This window comes from Micromonospora sp. NPDC048842, assembly GCF_040649935.1.
In the GTDB taxonomy this organism is placed as follows: domain Bacteria; phylum Actinomycetota; class Actinomycetes; order Mycobacteriales; family Micromonosporaceae; genus Micromonospora; species Micromonospora hortensis.
In genome coordinates, this window is the sequence record NZ_JBEZGK010000001.1 from 448151 (window position 1) to 467270 (window position 19120).

At 68.5% G+C, this 19120-nt stretch carries 18 protein-coding genes; 5 read left to right on the forward strand and 13 right to left on the reverse strand.

All coding sequences use genetic code 11. From position 1 onward, the window contains the following. Positions 1–42 precede the first annotated feature (42 nt). The gene (locus AB0C19_RS01915) at positions 43–324 is read right to left on the reverse strand and encodes a (4Fe-4S)-binding protein (RefSeq protein WP_357177962.1); all 282 of its coding nucleotides are present in this window, start codon (positions 322–324) and stop codon (positions 43–45) included. A 33-nt stretch (positions 325–357) separates the two neighbouring features. After that, a complete protein-coding gene (locus AB0C19_RS01920) occupies positions 358–666 on the reverse strand; it encodes a GNAT family N-acetyltransferase (RefSeq protein WP_196925686.1) in 309 nt (102 codons plus the stop codon). A 304-nt stretch (positions 667–970) separates the two neighbouring features. Here AB0C19_RS01920 and AB0C19_RS01925 point away from each other — a divergent pair, with 304 nt between their 5' ends. Beyond that, entirely contained in the window at positions 971–1933 is a 963-nt protein-coding gene (locus tag AB0C19_RS01925; RefSeq protein ID WP_357177966.1) for a LuxR C-terminal-related transcriptional regulator, read from the forward strand. A 129-nt stretch (positions 1934–2062) separates the two neighbouring features. On the opposite strand, the gene AB0C19_RS01930 is transcribed toward AB0C19_RS01925, so the two are convergent. Beyond that, positions 2063–3007, reverse strand: coding sequence for a DUF5996 family protein (locus AB0C19_RS01930; protein WP_357177969.1), 945 nt, complete (start codon positions 3005–3007; stop codon positions 2063–2065). Between the two features lie 275 nt (positions 3008–3282). Continuing rightward, positions 3283–3627 carry a RidA family protein gene (locus AB0C19_RS01935; protein ID WP_357177972.1) on the reverse strand — a complete coding sequence of 115 codons (345 nt, stop codon included), beginning with the start codon at positions 3625–3627 and terminating at the stop codon, positions 3283–3285. Positions 3628–3718: 91 nt separating this feature from the next. Between AB0C19_RS01935 and AB0C19_RS01940 the strand changes: the two genes are divergently transcribed. Further along, the gene (locus AB0C19_RS01940) at positions 3719–3958 is read left to right on the forward strand and encodes a hypothetical protein (RefSeq protein ID WP_357177975.1); all 240 of its coding nucleotides are present in this window, start codon (positions 3719–3721) and stop codon (positions 3956–3958) included. A gap of 20 nt (positions 3959–3978) precedes the next feature. Beyond that, positions 3979–4422 (forward strand): glycoside hydrolase N-terminal domain-containing protein, encoded by a 444-nt coding sequence (locus tag AB0C19_RS01945; protein ID WP_357177978.1) that lies wholly within the window; start codon positions 3979–3981, stop codon positions 4420–4422. On the opposite strand, the gene AB0C19_RS01950 is transcribed toward AB0C19_RS01945, so the two are convergent. The 7 genes from AB0C19_RS01950 to AB0C19_RS01980 form a co-directional block, all read right to left on the reverse strand. Then, positions 4361–5515 carry a hypothetical protein gene (locus tag AB0C19_RS01950; RefSeq protein WP_357177981.1) on the reverse strand — a complete coding sequence of 385 codons (1155 nt, stop codon included), beginning with the start codon at positions 5513–5515 and terminating at the stop codon, positions 4361–4363. The genes AB0C19_RS01945 and AB0C19_RS01950 overlap by 62 nt on opposite strands. 289 nt (positions 5516–5804) lie before the next feature. Beyond that, complete coding sequence (locus AB0C19_RS01955; RefSeq protein WP_357177983.1) at positions 5805–6980, reverse strand: hypothetical protein; 1176 nt, start codon at positions 6978–6980, stop codon at positions 5805–5807. An 808-nt stretch (positions 6981–7788) separates the two neighbouring features. After that, positions 7789–10830, reverse strand: coding sequence for a tetratricopeptide repeat protein (locus AB0C19_RS01960; RefSeq protein WP_357177986.1), 3042 nt, complete (start codon positions 10828–10830; stop codon positions 7789–7791). A gap of 165 nt (positions 10831–10995) precedes the next feature. Then, the gene (locus AB0C19_RS01965) at positions 10996–11349 is read right to left on the reverse strand and encodes a DoxX family protein (RefSeq protein WP_196924178.1); all 354 of its coding nucleotides are present in this window, start codon (positions 11347–11349) and stop codon (positions 10996–10998) included. A gap of 180 nt (positions 11350–11529) precedes the next feature. Continuing rightward, entirely contained in the window at positions 11530–13164 is a 1635-nt protein-coding gene (locus AB0C19_RS01970) for an FAD-dependent oxidoreductase (RefSeq protein WP_357177990.1), read from the reverse strand. 114 nt (positions 13165–13278) lie between these two features. Then, positions 13279–13818 (reverse strand): hypothetical protein, encoded by a 540-nt coding sequence (locus AB0C19_RS01975; RefSeq protein ID WP_357177993.1) that lies wholly within the window; start codon positions 13816–13818, stop codon positions 13279–13281. A 41-nt stretch (positions 13819–13859) separates the two neighbouring features. Beyond that, entirely contained in the window at positions 13860–14714 is an 855-nt protein-coding gene (locus AB0C19_RS01980) for a sigma-70 family RNA polymerase sigma factor (RefSeq protein ID WP_357177996.1), read from the reverse strand. A gap of 120 nt (positions 14715–14834) precedes the next feature. Between AB0C19_RS01980 and AB0C19_RS01985 the strand changes: the two genes are divergently transcribed. Then, positions 14835–15203 carry a DoxX family protein gene (locus tag AB0C19_RS01985; protein WP_238684345.1) on the forward strand — a complete coding sequence of 123 codons (369 nt, stop codon included), beginning with the start codon at positions 14835–14837 and terminating at the stop codon, positions 15201–15203. Between the two features lie 159 nt (positions 15204–15362). On the opposite strand, the gene AB0C19_RS01990 is transcribed toward AB0C19_RS01985, so the two are convergent. Both AB0C19_RS01990 and AB0C19_RS01995 read right to left on the reverse strand, forming a co-directional pair. Beyond that, positions 15363–16424 carry an amidohydrolase family protein gene (locus tag AB0C19_RS01990; protein WP_330438202.1) on the reverse strand — a complete coding sequence of 354 codons (1062 nt, stop codon included), beginning with the start codon at positions 16422–16424 and terminating at the stop codon, positions 15363–15365. 50 nt (positions 16425–16474) lie between these two features. Then, the gene (locus tag AB0C19_RS01995; protein WP_357178000.1) at positions 16475–17122 is read right to left on the reverse strand and encodes a TetR/AcrR family transcriptional regulator; all 648 of its coding nucleotides are present in this window, start codon (positions 17120–17122) and stop codon (positions 16475–16477) included. A gap of 326 nt (positions 17123–17448) precedes the next feature. Between AB0C19_RS01995 and AB0C19_RS02000 the strand changes: the two genes are divergently transcribed. Beyond that, positions 17449–18993 carry an OmpA family protein gene (locus AB0C19_RS02000; RefSeq protein ID WP_357178003.1) on the forward strand — a complete coding sequence of 515 codons (1545 nt, stop codon included), beginning with the start codon at positions 17449–17451 and terminating at the stop codon, positions 18991–18993. Positions 18994–19120 lie beyond the last annotated feature (127 nt).

The window sequence follows — 19120 nt, forward strand, 5'->3', positions numbered from 1 at the left end:
CCCTGTCGCCGCCACACGGTCGAGGCAGTGTCCGCGCACGATCTACTGTCCGGCGGAGTCGCCCGTGATCCGCGTGGGCCGATCCGGGGTCTCCGCCCCACCGTCGACGAGTTCGTACTGCAACGCTCCGGAGGGACAGCGCCGGATCACTTCGGCCAAGCGCTCGGCCTCGGCAGCGTCGGGTCGGATCCACGGGCGCTGGCCCGGGTCGAAGACCTCCGGCAAGCTGCGGACGCACTCGGCGGCATGCAGGCAACGCGTGGCCTGAAAGGTCACGGTGATCGACTGGCCCTCGTATGCCTTCTTCGCGGTTCCGCTGCTCATACCGACCTCCATCTCGCTGACTTGCCCTGCTGTTCAGTCGCTGACTCTGCTGCGGGACTGGTACACCAGGTCCTGGTACTCGGGGTGCCGGGCGATCCACCCCGCGAAGAATGGGCAGGTGGGCAGGACCAGCAGGCCCGCGGCGCGGGCCTCGTCGAGGCCGGTGCGGGCCAGGGCCGCCCCAACTCCCCTGCCCTCGTACTCCGACGAGACCTCGGTGTGTACGAACGCGATGAGTTCCGTGGTGCGGATGTACTGCGCGATACCCGCGACCTTGGACTCTCCCTCGAACCGAGCCTCGTACTGTTTGGCCTCGGGGGCATCTTTCACATTCACTACCATGTGTCCTCCATCAGATTTCATGTCCGATACGGGGCCGACCGGCGCGGCGGTCACCACCCCAGTGTTCGGCGCTCACCCGGCTACGAACAGTGACACCAGGTCACCAGCGATCGTGACACCGCGTCACTGACGCCTCGGGCGCGTCCACGCTGTCATGGAGGGACGCGCTCGTCGTGGTCCAGCAGGACACGTGCGTGCAACACCGCAAGCGGCACGGCTGCCGCGTCCAACGGCCAGACCGATTTCGTCCGCTGGCCGCGATGGGCCGTGCTCGCATCACGGCCAGGCGACAATGGGGTGAGACATGGAACTGTTCGGACGGCACGCCGAGACCGCGGCGCTGGACCGGCTGCTGGATCGGGCGGCGGATCGCGCGGGTTCCGGGCTCGTGCTGTGGGGTGAGCCGGGCATCGGCAAGACCACACTGCTCGAGTACGCCGTCAGTGCGGCATCCGACGCGACGGTGCTGCGGTGTCGGGGCACCCGGATGCTGCGGGTCTCGGTGCCGCGTGGGGTGCGAGCGCTCAGCGCATCGGCGTACTGGCTTCGTGGACGGGCAGCGCTGTTCGACGGCCGTCCACAGAAGGCGCTGAGTGACCTGCTGTGCCTCGTCGAGTCCGGCCACGAGGCATCCCACGCCACCATCGCGCTGCTCGCCGCCGTGGACACCGTCGAAGCGGCGGTGCAGGTCGGCAGCAGCGACGTCGCCGTGGCTCAGGTCGCCATGGTGCAGGAGTGGGCGCAGCGTACGGGTGCGACCTGGGCCCGCACAGCCAGCCACCGTCTCCGGGCCCTCGTCCAGGGCGGATCGGCGGCCGAAATCTCGTTCCGAGCCGCCCTGGACGTCGCGGGGGCGGGGGCGCATTCGTTCGAGTACGCCCGCACTCGGCTGCTCTACGGGGAGTGGCTGCGGCGGGCACGCCGCCGGGCCGACGCCAGTACTCAGCTCGCCGCAGCCGCCGAGACCTTTGACCGCCTGGGCGCGGACCCACTGCGGGTGCGGGCGCTACGCGAGCAGGCCCTGACCGACCCGGGGGGCACCCCCCGCGTAGCCGATCCTCCGACAGCAGCCGGGCTGACCGCGCAGGAGCTCCGGGTCGCGCAGCTGGCCGCGGACCGTCTGACCAATCGGGAGATCGCGGCGCAGCTGCTCATCAGCCCCCGCACGGTCGGCCACCACCTGGCCAACGTCTACCCCAAGCTGGGCATCACCTCCCGTAGGCAGCTGGCCAGGATCGACTTCGCTGGAGACCTACGGCTCAGCTAGGGCCTGTGTCTAAGTCCTCGGTCGAGCCGAGGCACAGTCCGGCCAGGGGCTTTGACACGGGCCCTAGACGCCCACGGGCGCACGACCGGTCCGCCCGTGCGCCCATTGATGCCGCGCCAGTCTCTGTCGTCACGATGCAGATTTTCGGTCCCAGCGAGATGGGTTGTCCTCCAGCGCGGAGCGGTCCCAGCGCCCGAGGTCCGCGGCGGCCTCGTAGGTGGTGCGGAGGAACTCGGCGACCGCGCGGTCCGGGTCCGGTGCCGCGCGTACGACCTCGTAGGGCAGGAGGAACTGCTGGAATTCGCTGCTGAAGTACGCGCCTTCGGGGCCGATCCGTTGCTCGGCGAACCCGTCGGGTGCGGGGTAGGCGTACGAGTAGAAGGCACCTTCCTCACCGCCGCCGGGCCAGAACCCGCAGCTGGACAGCTCGCGGGAGTAGCCCTCGACCATGACCCAGTCCCCGCAGTTGGGCACGCCCCCCGGGTGCGGCGGGGCCGACCGGCCGGAGAAGCGGGTGCAGGCGAGGTCCATCCCGCCCCAGAAGAAGTGCACCGGGCTGACCTTGCCCACGAAGTGTGAGCGGAACTCGCCCATCACCCGGTTCGCCTGCAACAGCTGTCGCCAGAACAGGGCGGCCGACTCACCGTCGTAGGAGGCGTGCTGGTGGTCCTCGGCGAACGGGATCGCCGGGTCGACCTCGTTGGGGCGCGGCCGGATCGGTGCCTCGATCCCGAGCTCGTCGAGCATGGCCATGACCCGCGAGTAGAACTCGGCGACCGGCATCGGCCGGAGCGGGAGGCTCTGCGCGCCGCCGTCGCTGGTGCGAATGTCGAGCCGATGATCGATGAAGTCGAACTCGATCTCGAAGGCTCCCGTGCCGTACGGGATGGCGGATGTCGTCAACCCGCGCGGGCTCACGTACAGGGTCACCTGCCACCAGTGGTTGAGAAACGGAGCGTGCGCCATGCGGATCTTGCCCACGATCTGGGTCCACATGTGCAGGGTGTCGCGAGTGGCGGTCCAGTCCGAGACCCGCAGGCTCGGCCAGCTCGTCGTCGTTGCCAGGCTTGTCATCGCTTCTCACATCCTTGGCGCTGTCACGAGAGGGTGACGGTCGCCGTGCTCGGGTGCTCGGGTGCTCGGTTCGGCCGGCCGCGCCCGTTGAGCGCACCCCGTGCGCAGGCGCGTCCGGTTGGGTTCTAGGTAACGAGTGTCGGACGCTACGGCCGGCACCGGATCGGCCGGTCAATCGGTCGGTTCCGGCGGTGCTACGTGAGGGATTCGTTGGCCAGTGCTCCTGGCCCCCAGGACAGCATGCCTGACCAGCTCGGACCAGGTTGACGATCGAGCTAGCGCGGCAGGTTGAGCAGCGCGACCGCGCCGATCTCGACGACCTGGCCCGGGAGCGCCAGTTCCACGGCCCCGAAGGTCGTGCTCGTCGGCCGGTGGTCACCGAAGTAGGCGCTGTGCGCGGCGGCGGCCGAGCCGAAGTTCTCCCGCCGGTTGGTGAGGATCACGGTGGTCCGAATGACCTGACGGCGCGTCGCACCGAAGTGCTCCAGCAAGCGGTCGAGGTGGGCGAACGTCATCTCGCACTGCTTGTGGATGTCGTTCTCACCCACGATGCCCTGGTCGTCGTGCGAGAGTTGGCCCGGAGACGTAGACCGTGTCGCCGACCCGGAGCGCCACCCCACGAGTGTCGGACGCTGCGGCGTAGCCCAGACCCCACGGGCTGCGGGCGATATGACGCACAACCTTCAGCCTCGGTGTCGAAGGGGACTCCTGATGACGGACCTGCCCGTGAACCGGAGGCGCCTGCTCGCCACCGCCGCTTTGACCACCGGCTCGGCGGTCCTGATCCCGGCCGTGGGCGCCGGACGGGCCACCGCCGCCGCGCCTCACGTCACCCTGCCCGAGCGCGGGATCCACGACGCGAGGGCGGCGACAACCTGGACGGACGGGTTCCTCACCGGCAACGGTGAGTACGGCGCGGTCCGGTACGGAACGCCGCCCTCGAGAAGGTGATTTTCGATAACCATCGTTTCGTGCTGCCCAACGGGAGCCGGGGTGTCACCTCGCCGGTACTCCAGGGGCGGCTGGCCGACGCGCGGGACAAGGCGCTGGCCGGGAACTACGGCGGAGCCAACACGGATTTCGCGGCCGGCTGGAGCCTGCGCTGGACCCAGACCTACCACCCCGGCTTCGAGTTGCAGATCAGCACGCCCGGCATGACCACGGCCAACGGGTACGCCCGCATCACCGACTTCCGGACCGGAGAGGTCACCTCCACCTGGACCGACAGCAACGGCACCTGGACCCGGCGCGCCTTCGCCTCCCGAGCCGACAACGTCGTCGTACACGAACTGACCCCGGCCCCAAGGCACCGGTACGCGGGCGGCACGCTCGCCGCCCGCGTACCGGACCGGGTCAGTTGCCGCCGATCACCACGACGGCATCCGTGGCCGCCTCGACGCGGTGGATGGGCGTGAAGTCCGCCCGGCTCGAGCTGTTGCTACAGGTGATGATGCCCTCGGCGGTGAGGTCGTTCGTCGCCGAGGTGGCGGTGTTCCATCGCGTGACCGGTCCGCCCGAGTCGCCACCGAGCACCGGACCGTCGCTCGGGTGCCCGGTGACCGTGTCGACGACAACCGTCGGCGTGCCGTTGCAGTCGGTGTTGTTGGTGTCCCGGACCAGGCCGTACACCAGACCACCGTTGGCACCGGACAGGTAGACCGCCGACCCGATGGCGGGCCATCCGGTCAACTTCGCCGTCACCGGGTGTGACGTGCTGGTGTCCCGCCCACCGAACCAGGAGTGCCGGCTGAAGTAGGCGCCGTTCTCCCCCGCCAGCATGGCGACGTCCGTGCCCAGGCTGTAGTAGTTCGAGCTGACCCGCAGGTTCCAGCCGCCGTGCCAGAAGTTGCGCTGGTTCGGGCCGCAGTGTCCGGCGGTGGTCACCCAGTTGCTGTTGGTCCCGCCGCGGGTCATCCGGAATCCGGTCGTGCAGAATGCGTCCGCGGTACGGGCGTTTCCGGGAACGCTGTTGAACAGTGCCAGCCCACCGTAGTAGGGGACGCTGTCGACCCGGCGGCTCGCCTCGACAGTTCCGGTCTTCGATAGGGACACCCTCGGAGTCAGGGAGGTGGCCTTGACCGCCGCCGCGACGAGGGCCTCGGCGTCGCCGGAGGCGTCGATGACAATCTGCGGTGTCAGGCGGTCCAGCCATACCTGGTGCACACTCCCGGCGCTGCCGCCGGCCCAGGCCCGGGAACTCTTCAACGCCTTCGTGGCGGTCTCCAGCCGCCGCATCGACACCGTCGTGGTCTCGAACCGGACCGGCACCTCGCCCGCCTGTCGCGAGCGTGCCGCCACCTCGGCCCGCAGTCGCGCGCCGTCGGCGTTCGCCACCTGCCGGACGACCAGTTGCCCGGTCTTCTCGTCGAAGTACGTGCCGCCCGAGCCCTCCGGACTTCCGGCGGCAATGGCTTCCAGGTGGTGGAACTGCCGGTTCATCGCGTCGACGTCGACGGCCGGGGCGAAACCGGCGAGCGACGGTTGTGCGGCCGCTCGGTCCGGGGACACCGCTGCCTGGGCTGCGGACGTCGTACCCGCGACCGCTACGAGTACACAACTCACAAACACCATGCGTCTACGCACGGAACCTCCTCTTGGGGCGATGGGCTCGATGCCGCTACCTTCGCGCGGGATGCCCGCAGTCCCCTTGCAATCCGCCTGCAGTCCGCCTACCGCCGGATCGCGGTGGCCCCACCTCGGCCTACGGAACGCACGAATGCGGGCCCCTCCCGTGGAGGGCCCGCATCCTTTCCATGTCCTCTTTGACGGGCGGTCGGGCAGCCGGGGCCGGCGACGGTCAGAAGATGTTCATGGCGATGCCGTTCGTCAATGAGGTCGTGCTCTGGACCCCGTCGATCTTGATCGGATTACCGGAGACGTGTTTCACGAAGATCCGCATGATGAAGGTCCGGGTTCCGCAGGTCGGGTCGATCGGCACGCCGGTGAGGGCGAAGTTCGCGACGTAGTGGTGGGCGTCGTCGCGAATCGTCTTGCGCGAGGTTGCGGTGCTCGTCGTGCGGCAGGTGTGGGCGGTCCGGTCGAGTTGGATGAACTCGAAACGCACGTCGACCACCGCATTCGTCCCGCGCGGCTGCTCGTACGCGTCGATGGCGCTCTTGCATGACGCGGTGCCCGTGTAGCAGGTGGTCAGTTCCAGCGTCGCCAGCGCCTGAGCCGAGGTCGCATTGGCGGCGGCGTTCCATTTGTGCACGGGGGTGCCGTCGTCGTAGAACACCCAGGCCGTAGACGTACCGGCGCCGACGTAAGTACAGGTGCTCGACGTGCCGGTGCTGCTGCACGCCGGGTTCTGCCACCACCGCGCACCCACCTGGCTGGTGTCGCTCACCTCCAGCCAGGTGTCTGTCGCGACGGCGGTCAGGTAGTAGCCGTCGAGCGAGGTGGAGGCCGTGTACCCGTACATGCCGCAGGTGTAGGTGCCCGCCGATGGCGCGGTGAAGAGCAGGTCGGCGTAGATCGGCAGGTGCCCAGGCTTGGCGTAATAGGTGGTGTCCGAGCCCTCGTGGTTCCGCGACGACGTTGATGTGGTGCCGACGACTGCGCCGGCTGGGTTCACACACTTCAGGGTGTTGTTCATCGACACGATCTGCTGCACGCTGCTGGTCGCCTGGAGGCGTCCGCGCACGTGCCGGGATTCACCGGCCGCGAGGGTGACCGTCCTGCTCAGCAGACGCTCCTCGACCCGCGAGTGGAAACTGTTCGCGCTGGTCAGCGTCACCCGGGTCACGGGCCCGTCGTCGGCATGCGCGACTGTCGCCGCGGACATGACGACTGACAGAACAGTCAAGACCAGGCTGAGGATTTTCCGCACGTATCGGCTCCTGCCAGTTGATGGGCCAGTCCGACCACTGTCACGTGACGCGCTTGCAGAACCCATGCACTCGTCCGGCTCGGCTCGCAAATCGACCTCGACCAGGGAGGACGGGCGACAGCGCAGGCGCGACGTAGTGAGCATCCCGATCCTTCTGAAGCGCGCCCCGTCCCATAGGTGCCCGGCCGAGCGGGAGAGGGAGTCGTCAAGGAGGGCCTGAAGCTCCATTGAGCTCATCCGGGGTTTCGCGCAAAGAGCTAGACGCCGCAGGGGCGTCGGATCGCGCCTTCACCTCGTCAGCAGACAACCGATATCCAACTAGGGCCTGTTTCATAAGGGCGGTCGAGCCGAGGCGGAGTCCGGGCCGCGATCCGGCAAGGCGCGGTGTTCGGATCTGATCATTGCGGCAGGCTATGGCCGCTGACGACCACGGTCTGGCCGGATTCTGCTGCGAGTTCGGCATCGTCTGGTCCTACGGCGACTGCGGACTGCGGTCTCTTGTCTGTGACGACGAGCTATTCGCGCTGTCGGCGTCGTTGCCACTCGCATCGGCCAACGTTTGCGCTGATGGTGGCAGCAACGGCAGCTGCACTGCTGTATCGATGATTGCAGCCTCAATACGCAGCCCGATCCCTGCCAGGACAAGGAGTCCCGCAATGACATACGTTTCGGCGTGCCCGGAGTCGCTCGCCATCGTGAGCACGCAGGCCAGGAAACCTCCAGCTATCGCCATGGTTCCAAGTACACGCTTGCTGGCAGCTCGCCGAGATCGAAGGTCCACAGGGCGACCGTACCCGGAGACTTCGCTTCTCACCCTCGCCTGCGCCATCACCTGCTGGCGCCGACTCGACCACTTCCAAAGAGTTAGGAGCTCTTAATGATGCTGGCCGTGTCCGGTCGAGGTGAGGACCGTTCTACCTGAACGTCGGGTGACACCAGCAGCCCTGCCCGGCTACTCCTCCACCGACTTGCGAGATGCCCCATTTAGCCTCGCCCGAATCTCGGCGAGGGCGTGCGATGCGCGGGCCTCGACGAGCCGGTACCCGGCCCGGTGAGCGAGGTCGATGGCGAGCGTGGCTCGGGCCTGGGCTTCGTCGAGGACATCGAGGTTCAGCAGCGCCATGGCCGAGCCGCGCAACGCGTCAGCCTCACACCAGCGGAAGCTGGTCGAGCGCGCCACCTGCAGGGCTCGGTTGTGATGGTCTGCGGCTTCGGCGGGCAGGCCCAACCGCAGACAGACATCACCGAGGGCGTTGAGCGCCCACGCTTCGGTGCCGCGGTCACTGATCTTCCTGGTCAGTTCGACTGCCGACCGGGCGTCGTCGAGGGTTTGCTCCGATGGGCCGGTCTGACAGTGCAGCAGCGCACGGCCGGACAGCGCGGTCGCTTCGCCGTAGTGATACCCGAGTTCACGGTTGGCGGCCAGCGCCCGGGCGTAGAACTCCTCGGCCGTGTCCGGGTTGCCGAGGTCACGGTGCACGTTCCCGAGATCCACGAGCAGGACGGCGACGCTGAAGCGGGCGCGTTGCCGCTCCCCCAGTTCCAGCGCCCGGCCGAAGTGCTCCAGCGCTTGGTCCAGCAGGCCCAACTGCCAATAGGCGAAGCCGAGATTCGCCAGTGTCATGGCGCTCCCGGCGCCATTCCCCAACTTGTGTTGAAGGTCCAGCGATTCCAGCCCGCAGTCGATCGACGCGTGGGGGTCACCGAGGCGCTGGTGCACCGCACTGAGATTGTTCAGCACGGCGGCGCGGCCTTCGTGCCAGCCGTCGGCCGCGTTCCGCCGTAGTGCACTGTCGAGATGGTCTTGTGCCTCGACGTAGTGGCCCATGTTGACGTAGGCGAGCGCGATGCTCTGGTGCATCGCAGCTTGCGCCCGTTCGTCGCCCTCGCCGTGCGCGGCTTCCAGCCCCAACGAGGCCATCTCCACCCATTCCGTCCGGTGACCGCGCTGGTGGAAATAGGCGCGGAGGGCGTCGACGATGTGCCATGCCAGCGGTCGTGGACCTCGCGCCGCTGCCTGACCGACCGCGGCGGCGAGAGTCGGCCACTCGGCGTCGAGCCAGGCGAGCGCACTGTTGTTGTCCGGGAAGCTGATCCCGTTCTCCACCTTCCTCGGCAGCCGCAGAAAGTGAGAGATGAGCTGCCTGCCCGCCGCGTCAGCCGTGTGCAGGTAATGGTCCAGGACGAGTCGGCGAGCGTGTTCGAGCTCGACAGCGGTGTCTTCTACCAGCGCCCGGCCGACCGCATACCTTCGGAGCAGGTCGTGGAGCCGGAAGCGCCCGCGTGTGTATTGCTCGATCAGGTGCGCCGCGGCCAGTGCCTTTATCAGTCGGTCAGTCCGAGCCGGGGGCAGCCCGGCGGCCACGCTCGCGGGCAGTGCAGTGAACGTCGGTCCCGGCAGCAGCCCGAGGCGACGGAAGAGCAGGCGATGCTCCGCCGGAAGCGCCCAGTAGGACGAGGCGAACGCTCTCGTGACGGCACTTTCCTCGGCGCCGTCCACGGTGAACCCGGCCAACCGGTCGCCATCGGAGAGTTCCTGCACCAACCCGGTGATCTCCGCCTTCGGAATAGCGACGATGTTGGCCACCGCGATCCGCAGTGCGAGCGGCAGGTGACCGCAGAGATCCGCCAGCTTCCCGGCTGCGGCTGCTTCGGTGGCGACCTGGTCGACGCCGAGCGAGGCCTCCAGCAGCCGGCGAGAGTCGGCGGCGGTGAGCACGGACAGCGACAGTGTTTGCGCGCCGGTGCGGGCGATCAGCTCTCCGAGCCGCTGCCTACTGGTGAGGATGACCGTGCCCGCCGACGGAATCAGCGCGTACACCTGGGCGGCGTCGCGCACGTTGTCCAGCACCAGCAGGACGCGGTGGCCGGCCAGCAGTGAGCGGAACAGGGCGGCCCGGCCCGCCGCATCCGCTGGGATCAGCCGGTGATCGACACCGAGGCTGCTGAGCAACTGGAGGAGTCCGGCGGACTCGCTGAGCGGGTCGTGCTCGGCGTCGAAGCCACGGAGGTCGAGGTAGAGCTGCCCACCCGGGAACCTCTCCCGGTGGCGGTGGGCCCAGTGGAGGGCGAGCGCCGTCTTGCCGACGCCGGCGGTGCCACTGATCACCCAGATCTTCATGCCCGACGCGGATTCCAATCCGGTGTCGAGCCGGGCGAGTTCTTCTGCGCGTCCGGCGAATCCGTGGGCGGCGGGCGGTAACTGCGCCGGTCGTACCGGCTCGGGTGGTGATGTGTCCATGGGTCTCGCGGCCGGATCCAGCGCCGGGTCCGCGCGCAGGATCGCGGATTCCAACCGCACCAGTTTTGGTGCCGGATCGAGGCCGAGGTCGCCGGCCAGTCGCTTCCGCAGCGTGCGATAGACGTCGAGCGCGGCGGCGGTGCGGCCGTCGCGGTGCAGGGCCAGCATGAGTTGGCCCACGAGCCGCTGCCGCAGCGGGTGGTCGGTCACGAGCCGGGTGAGCTCGGCGAGCAGCCGTCGGCCGTCGCCCAGCCGTAGTTGGGCGTCCAGGCGGTCTTCCAGGGCGGTCCATCGGGCTTCATCGAGGTGACCGCACAGGCGTTCGGCCACTTCGGTGGACGCCACGCCTGCGAGTGCCTCGCCGTGCCAGAGGGCGAGCGCCTGGTCGATCAGCTCGACCGCGCGCTCGTCTTCCGACGAGCGAGCCGCGAGAATCAGGTCCGTGAACCGATGCGCGTCGATCGCGAGCGGATCCACGCGTATGACGTAGCCCGCTCCCCGGCCGACGATGGCGGGCCCGTCGCCGACCTGCCGAAGCGCCGCACGTAGCCGGGATACGAGCGTCTGGATCGAGGCTCGTGCGGACGCCGGCACATCCTCGCCCCAGACGAGGTCGACCAGCCGGTCCAGCGGCACCATTCGGTTGGGTTCCAGCAGCAGGACCGCGAGCACCAGGCGCTGCTTGCGCGAACCGAGATCGACCTGTTTCCCGCCCGCCCATGCCTCGACTGTGCCCAGGATCCGAAACTCCACGATCCTAACCCCCCGATTGTTCGCCGTTATGCCGCGATCGATCAGATCGACCTGGCATTGGACGCGCTGCAGGTTGCGATCCGGCGCAGGCGCTCCAACGTCCCACCAGCCGAATACGAAGCGTTACGCGCGATGATCAAATCCGCGCCGTCGTCGCGTGTTCGATCATGCGGTTTGGACGGTGAAGGCCAGCGTCGCCGAGCAGATGACCAACATGGCTGTCGCGTTCAGGAACAGGTTGCGGCCGAAATCGCGGGCGCGGACGTGCGCCGAGACCGCCACCGCGAAGTAGCAGACCAGCGCCGCAGACACGAGCACCGCCAGCGGCGGAACCCAGATCCCGACGATGAGCCCAGCCGCTGCGGCAGCCTTGAGCGGGGGGAGAAACTTCCAGAAGCGTTCGGGGAACCGGACGTCGGTCAAACATTGCCGAATGAAGGCGACCGGCTTTACGCATAGCAGCGCGTCGCAGAGCTGGATCACTGCCAACAAGGCCAGCGGCCACCAGGGTTGCACCATCTCGAAGGACTCCTCAGGTAAGGGGTCACGATCAACCACACTGGACGTGAATGAAGCCTCACCATGTCGGACGACGGTGACCCGCCATCGTCTACGGCCCGTTCTCGACTTCTGCTGCCGTGCCGGTCAGCCACCCTGCCTCAGTGGAAAGGCTCAGCCCTCCTCGGTGTCTTGGCCTTCTCACGTGCCCGGCTGTCGTCGGGTGGCGGCAGCGGGTGGGGGGTGCGCGCCCGCGCCGAGGACGTGCTTGGCCACCGCGTCGGCGCAGGGGGTGTGCGCGCGCCAGTGGAGGTAGCCGTCCGGGCGAATGAGCAACGCTGTGCCGGGCTTTGCTCGGTAGGCCCGGCGAAACGTACGGTCGCGGTCGATGACCACCCGGCCGGAGAACGACGTCGACCGCGCGGGCGTGATCAAGCAGGTGTGCACCTCGTCGGGAAGAGCATCACAGTCGAGGCGGCCAGCGGAGGCGTCACCAACGAGGAGCAGCGTCCATTGTGGCCCGCGCAGTAGGTCGAACAGCCGCAGCGGCTGCCCGGTTGCGGTATCGACGAGGCGGGCGTCGGGGGCCCGATCGCCGGGTCGGACGCGGCCGCCGGACAGCTCGTCGTCCGCCAGGGGCCCGTCGTGGTAGCCAATGTCGATCTGGGACACACGTGCGGCGAGCCTGCGGTTGATCGAGGGTCGGCTGAGTAGCGGCAGGAGCAGGCGTTGCACGGCGAACCGGACGAGTGGATTGCGGTTGGTGACCACGTCGAGGATGTTGGTGCTTTGCGCCAACGCACGACGGGCGACGGGAAGGCGTTCAGCCTGGTAGGTGTCGAGCAGGGTGTCGTCGTGGCCGTTGAGGCAGGCGGCCAGCTTCCATCCCAGGTTGTAGGCGTCCTGGATGCCGGTGTTCATGCCCTGCCCTCCGGTGGGCGGGTGCACGTGCGCGGCGTCGCCGGCGAGCAGGACTCGACCGCGGCGGTAGCCCTCGACCATGCGGACGTTGACCCGGAAGTTCGACAACCAGGTCGCGTCGGACAGGCGAACCTGCGGGTGGCCGGTGCGTTCGTCCCATAGCCGCTGGAGGGCCTCCAGGGTGGGCTCGAGGTCGTCGCCGACGGCGATGCTCGCGCCGATCTGCCACTGCCCGGTCCCGGGCAGGCCAGCCAGACCGAGGAATGACCCGTCGGTGCCGAGCCATGCGTGTGAGCGAACGGCTCCGTCGACTTCGGGGCGCCAACCGGGAACTGTGACATCACCGAGCAGGTAGCGCTGCGTCTCGTCGGACGAGCCGGCGAACTCCAGGTCGAGTGTGCGGCGCACGGTGCTCTGCGCGCCGTCACAGCCGACGAGGTAGCGGACGGTCAGATCCTCCCGGCCGCCGTCGGGTGTAGTGACCACGGCGCGCACCGCGTCGCTACCAGCGGTGAACGACTCAAGGCGGGTGTTGAACCGAATCGCGGAACCGAGTTCGTGCAGCCGCCGTGCGAGCAGCGTGGTGGTGCGCCACTGGGGAATCATCACGATGTTCGGGTACGGCAAGTCCGCCCGCGGCTCGGCGAGACCGGCGGGTATCCGCGCAAGGCCCCGGCCATCGCGGTACAGGGTGATGTCCTGGCGCGACTGGCCGTGTCCCAGAACCGCGTCGATAACACCGAGATCGTCAAGCACCTCCAGGCTTCGAGGTTGCAGGCCCTTGCCTCGGGACTGACGAGGCAGTGCGGGCGCGGCCTCGATCAGCACCGCGCGAACTCCACGGCGGGCCAGATCGACAGCGAGGGTGAGCCCGGTCGGGCCGGCCCCGACGATCAATACATCGGCAGCGGGCATCTGTCTCCTCCTTCTAGGCGATGAACCCCGGTAGCAGTCACGATGCCCAGCGCGAGCGCAACAGCGACGGCAATCACGGCGCCCGTCCGCAGGCGGGGGCGCCCGAGTGGGACCTCAGACATGGGGAATCAGGTCTGGCAGTAGGTCGAACACCGCACGTCGACTGGCAGCGTCGAGCGGTGGGCGGATGGCGTTCGCTCCGATCAGGAGAAGATGCGGCAGCAGGGCGGCGGCACGCGCCCGGGTCGGGTCAGGCACAACGCGATTCCAGAGGGTCTCGAGGAAAGTGAGCCGTGCGCTGTCGACGCGTTCGACCACGCCACGCGCACCGTCGTTCCCGATCGCCCACGCCCGCAGCGCCCGATCCAGCTCGGCGTCGAACAGCTCGTCGAGCCGCGAGGGAAGGGCCCGCAGGGCATGGACCGGATCGACTGTCGCGAGCTCGCCTGACAGCCCATCCAACAGGTTGACCTGTCCATGCTCGATATGAGTCAGCAACGCCGCGTGGTAGTCGGCGACCCCCGTGAAGTGGTGATGGAACGACCCCTTCGTCAGGCCGAGGCGGGCAGCCAGACGGTCGATCCGCAGACCCGCCGGCCCCTCGTCGGTCAATACCACGACACCCTCGCCGAGCCAGAGTTCACGTGTTCCCATCAATCGACCGTACCATACGGTATGGTATGCAGCTTCGAGAATCACGTACCCCAGGCAGCGGGGAGGGACACGGACCCGCGCTCGTAGGGCGTGATGTCGATGCTCGTGACGAGGCCGTCGTGGACGCCGATCCGGATCAATGCGAATGGGTGGCCACCAGGGGCGATCACCGCTCCTGGGTGACCCTCAACGAGGACCGGGGCGGCGGCGGCGATGCGGTCCACGAACGCCCTGGTCTCCTTCGCGACCGGCCAGGCGCCCCGGACGACAGGCGCGGTGCCGTCCGCGAGGAATCCGAGGTCGGCCGTACGGACGACGTCAGGCGCCAGGAGCGTGACGAGCCGCGCGATGTCGCCGCCACGGGCCGCGGCGAGGAACGCGTCGATGATCTCCATCTGGTGGGCGGATCCCGGCAGGTCGATCGCACGAGCGTCCCTGAGCCGGATCCGCGCTCGACTCGCGAGCTTCTTCGCCGCGGCCACCGTCGTGTCGAGCACGGGTCCGATCTCGTCGAACGGGACGGCGAAGAGGTCATGCAGCACGTAGGCCACCCGCTGCGGAGGAGACAGCTCGTCGAGCACGACCAGCAGTGCCCGGGAGACGTCCTCACGGCGGATGAACGCCTCGTCGGCCGCGAGCTGCTCGCCGGGGATGTCGTCGGCCGTGAGCGGGACCTCACGCCGGCGATGGCGGGCGCGAAGCTGGTCGAGGCACAGGCGTGCCGTCACCGTGGTGAGCCAGCCCTCGGGGTTGGTCAGTTGCGCCGGGTCGGCCGACCGCGCGCGCAGCCAGGCGGCCTGCACCGCGTCTTCAGCATCGTTGTGCGAGCCGACGATGCGATAGGCCAACGACATCAGTCGGGCCCTCGATGCCTCGAAGTGTTCGACGAGTTCCACGTCTGGTCACCTTTCCTGCGTGCCGGGCGTCAGTAGGGGCGAGAGACCACAACCTGATGAGCCCGCGCACGTGGAGGCACCTGTGAGTTTACCGATTGCTCGATCGCGCCGGCGCGCGTCATGATCGCCGTACTGGAGGGAGTCCTGGTCGTCGCTACCATCCTTTGCGCCCTCGCCAACGCCATCGAGGTGACCGCCAAGGTGATCAAGGCCGACTTCGTGGTGCGCAACTGCGCCGAGGTCGGGCTGTCCGCGCGGTGGATCCCCTACCTCGCGCTGGTCGAGGGGGCCGGCGTCGTGGGTCTGGTGCTCGGCCTTCTCGGCGTACGTCCCTTCGGATTGGCCGCAGCCCTCGGCCTCGTCCTGTTCTTCGTCGGCGCGCTCCTGGCTCACGCCCGCGCGCGGGTGTTCCACAACATCGCGTTTCCCGCGGTCTTCCTCGTCTTCGCCGTCGCCGCCGTGGGGCATTTCGCGTCGACGAGCGCCTGATCAATCGCCGATCGGCGTTTGCGGTGCAGGGGCTGAGGGTCCGTGTGCCGGGGCTACCGAGCCGTGCCGCCGAAGGAGATGAGGCGGCTGCACACCCCTGCCCATGACGCGCGTCACCCCGGCTCATGACGCCGCCGAACAGACGGTCCACAGTGGCGTTCACGGGCTCTTCCTCTCGCCGTTGCCGGATTGGACGAGTCGGAAGAAGAGCCGGGCGGCGCTCCGCTGCGCTGCCCGTTGCAGGCGCGCGGCCACCCGATGGTCGGGGTCTGGCGTGCTGCCGGTGGCCAGGCGCGGGAAGAGGGCTTCGGCGTTGGTGCGGTTGACCGCTCGCAGTTGCCCGAGTTCGAGGCAGGTGTCGATTCCGTTGGCGAAGTACTGCCCGGCCGGGATGGGCGCGAAGGGCCAGTCGCTGCCGAAAAGCACACGCCCGGGTCGGGCGAAGGCAAGCAGGGTGGGCAGGGCGGCCGGGCTCGAGGACAGGGCGGTGTCAAAGTAGAAGGTGCGGAAGTCGTCCAGGATGTCCAGCGGGCTGCGTGCGGTGTCGGCGGCGATGGCCAGGGCCATGCGGTGTGAGGCATAGGGCAGAAAGCCTCCGGCGTGGCTGAGGACGAACCGGATTCTGGGGTATCGCCGGAGGACGCCGGTTCGGACGAGGAGGTAGGCCGCTCGGGTGGTGTCGAGCAGGAAGTCGGCGGCGAACGGTGGGATGCCGTCGATGGCTGGTCCGGGCAGGTCAGCGGGGTGGACGAAGACGACGGCGGCGCGCTCGTCCAGGGTCTGCCACAGTGCATCCTGGTCGGGGCCACCGAGGTAGTCGCCGTTGCTGTTGGCGAGCAGAGTGACGCCGTCGGCGCGTAGTTCGTCGAGGACGCGACGGGCCTCGGTGGTGGCGGCCGCGATGTGGGGCATCGGCAGGGTGGCGAAGTACCCGAATCGGGTTGGATGCTCGGCGGCCAGCCCCGCTGCGTAGTCGTTGAGCTGCCGCGCAAGGTCGCCGGCTTCGGTCGGGCTGGTGAGGAAGCTGGTGCCGGGGGTCGAGACGGACAGCAGGGCCACGGCGGTGCCGAGCAGGTCCATCTGGTCCAGTGCGGACTCGGGTGTCCAGGTGGGCAGCGCCCGACCGCCCGCCGCTGCGATGCCGGCCTCAGCGAGTAGGGCGCGGTAGAAGGGCGGCAGGATGTGCTGATGGACGTCGATCCTGGCTAACTGGCCGGTCATGCTGTGGTTCCTCTCGACGCGCTAGACACCACCACCACCGCTGACCTCAGCTAGGGCTTGGCATGGTCATGGGAAGCCCCTGGGGCCATCCGGAGGGCCGCCTCGTAGACCAGCCGCGCGTGCAGCTCGAACATCGCCGCGAGATCGACCGCATCGCCGTGGATCTCGCGCTGCAGGAACAGTCCGTCGGCCCCGGCCAGGGCGTACGTCACGACGGTCCGCACGTCCCCCGGATCGAGGTCCGGCAGCAGCGTCTCGATCATCTCGATGAACCTCTGTCGGGCGACCTCGCGGACCTGGAGAAACACGGCCCGCCCTCGGGGCTCCTCGGGCCGCCGCTCCAAGGCGAGCATGAGACCCAGGCGCAGGAAGTCGGGGGCGTTGACAAGCGACGCGGCCACCGCCGCACCGACGGCGACGAAACGCTGCAGCGGCGTACCGGTTTCCTCGCCGGGCAGGTCGACGGCCGCCAGCCAGGTCTCGAAGCTGCGCTCGATCACTGCGGCGAGCAGGTCGTCCTTGTCCTTGAAATGCCAGTAGATCGAGCTCGCGGGCAACCCGCAGCGGGCACTCACCGCCGCGATCGAGGTCCCCTCATACCCGCGTTCACTCGCGATCTGCACGGCGGCGTCGAGGATGCGTTGCCGCGACTCCACGCCGTTGGCGCGCTTCCTGCGCGTTGCCCGTGTCCCTGTCATTCCGCACACCTCTCGCCTCACCGCGACCTTGACGATGCCGGGGCCACGAATCTACCGTAACGATCACTCTAATTGTAGTGAGCACTACAGGATCCGCCGGCAACTCCCACCCTGGACAGTCCTCGGCGGGGGAGGTGGTCGTGGCTGTCACAAGACGGGATGAAGCTTCGTCCAGTGCGTGTGGTGAGACCACGGTGGAAAGGCAGGAGCCGGGCATAGGCCGGCACAACGGACGCGGCCCGGTCCGAACAACGGCGTGCACTACCACCTGTTGCGCCACCCCGGGGTCCACTCGCAACCAACCGCATCGACCGAGAACGAGGATCATGACCAAGCTCCGTCAATTCCGATGGCAGGACGCCTCCCCCAGCTCCAGCCGACGGCTGGCCCTGAGCGCCGTACTCACCCTGGCAATGGTCGGGTGCGAGGAACCGTCGAATAAGGACTCCCCGTTCCCGCCCGCTTCCAACACTCCGGCAGCCACCGGCGGCGCCAGCACCGGCGCGGCGTTGGCCGGAACCCGCAGCACCATGACCGAGAATCTCAAGGTCGAGGTCGTCGGCCTCAACCGCGTCAAGGGCAAACACCTCATCGCCCAGATCCGCCTGTCCAACACCGGCACCGAGAAGCACCTGTCCTGGCCCGGCGAGATGGGCGACCACACCCGCCCGCTCGGCGAGATCAGATGGGCCTCCGGCATTGGCGTCCTCGACGCCCAGGCCCGGACCTGGCTCCTGCCCTACAAACCCGCCAGCTCCCCCTGCCTGTGCAGCGCGGTGGACCGCGACGTCCCCAGCCGCTTCATCCACCCTGGTCAGTCGATCAGCGTCTACGCGGTGCTGCCCGCGCCGTCGGGCAACCCCACGACAACAACCGTCGTCACCCCCGTGGGCCCACCGATGCTCAACGTGCCCATCAGCGACGACGCTCCGGCCGGCGACTTCCCCGACCCCGATGCCGAACCCGTCACCCCCGTCACCCGCCGCCTCATCCTCCCCTCCGAATCCCTGGACAAGTCCGAGGAAACCGCCGACGACGGCAAGGACCTACAGGTCAACCTCTCCGCCGACGTACTGTTCGCGGTGGACAAGGCCACCCTCACCCCCAAAGCCAGGTCGGTCATGGCCCGCACGGCGACGCTCATCGACGCCTCGCCCGCCACGGTGGTGACGGTGGCGGGCCACGCCGACTCCTCCGGCACCGACGCCATCAACAACCCACTGTCGCTGCGCCGCGCCCAGGCCGTACAACACGCCCTGTCGGCCCTGCTGACCAGGAACGGGGTCCGCTTCCAGACCGAGGGGTACGGCTCACGCCGCCCGCTCTACAGCAACGACAGCGACGAGGGAAAACGCCGCAATCGCCGCGTCACGGTGACCTTCCCCAAACCTCAACCCGCTGTCCAGGAACCGGTGACCACGACCACCACCGGCTCGACCGACCTGACCGGCAGCGCCCAGGCCGACGGTCAGCCCATCGCGATGGAGGTCACCGGCCTGCGCCGGCTACCCGGAGGCCTCGGCCTGCTCACCTACAAGATCACCAATAGGGGCTCGTCCGAGGCCTGGTTCAGAGACCTGCACCATGCTCAGGACTGGGAGGCGTACAAATACCAGGCCGCCAGCAACGTCCGCCTGACCGACCTCGCGGCCCGCCGCCAGTACCGGCCAGGCCGCCTCGAGGTTCCCACCGACGGCGACGTGGACTCCTACTGCGCATGCACAGCCGTCTCCGGCGTCCGCATCAACACCGAAGAGTTCGCACCAGGCCAGACCCGCGAGTTCTGGACCCTCTTCGCCCTACCCGACACCGCCGACACCCTCAGAGTCAAGATCGGCCCGTTCCGCGACCTCAACGTCCCCACTCAGTAACGGCATCCCGCGCTGCCCGCCCACGTCAACCCATCAGGGCACTCACCCTGTTGACCATCAGGAAGAACCTCGTGAATCTCGACGCGTCCTGTCCGGACTGGTCGCTGCGGTGCTCGCCGCCGTCAGC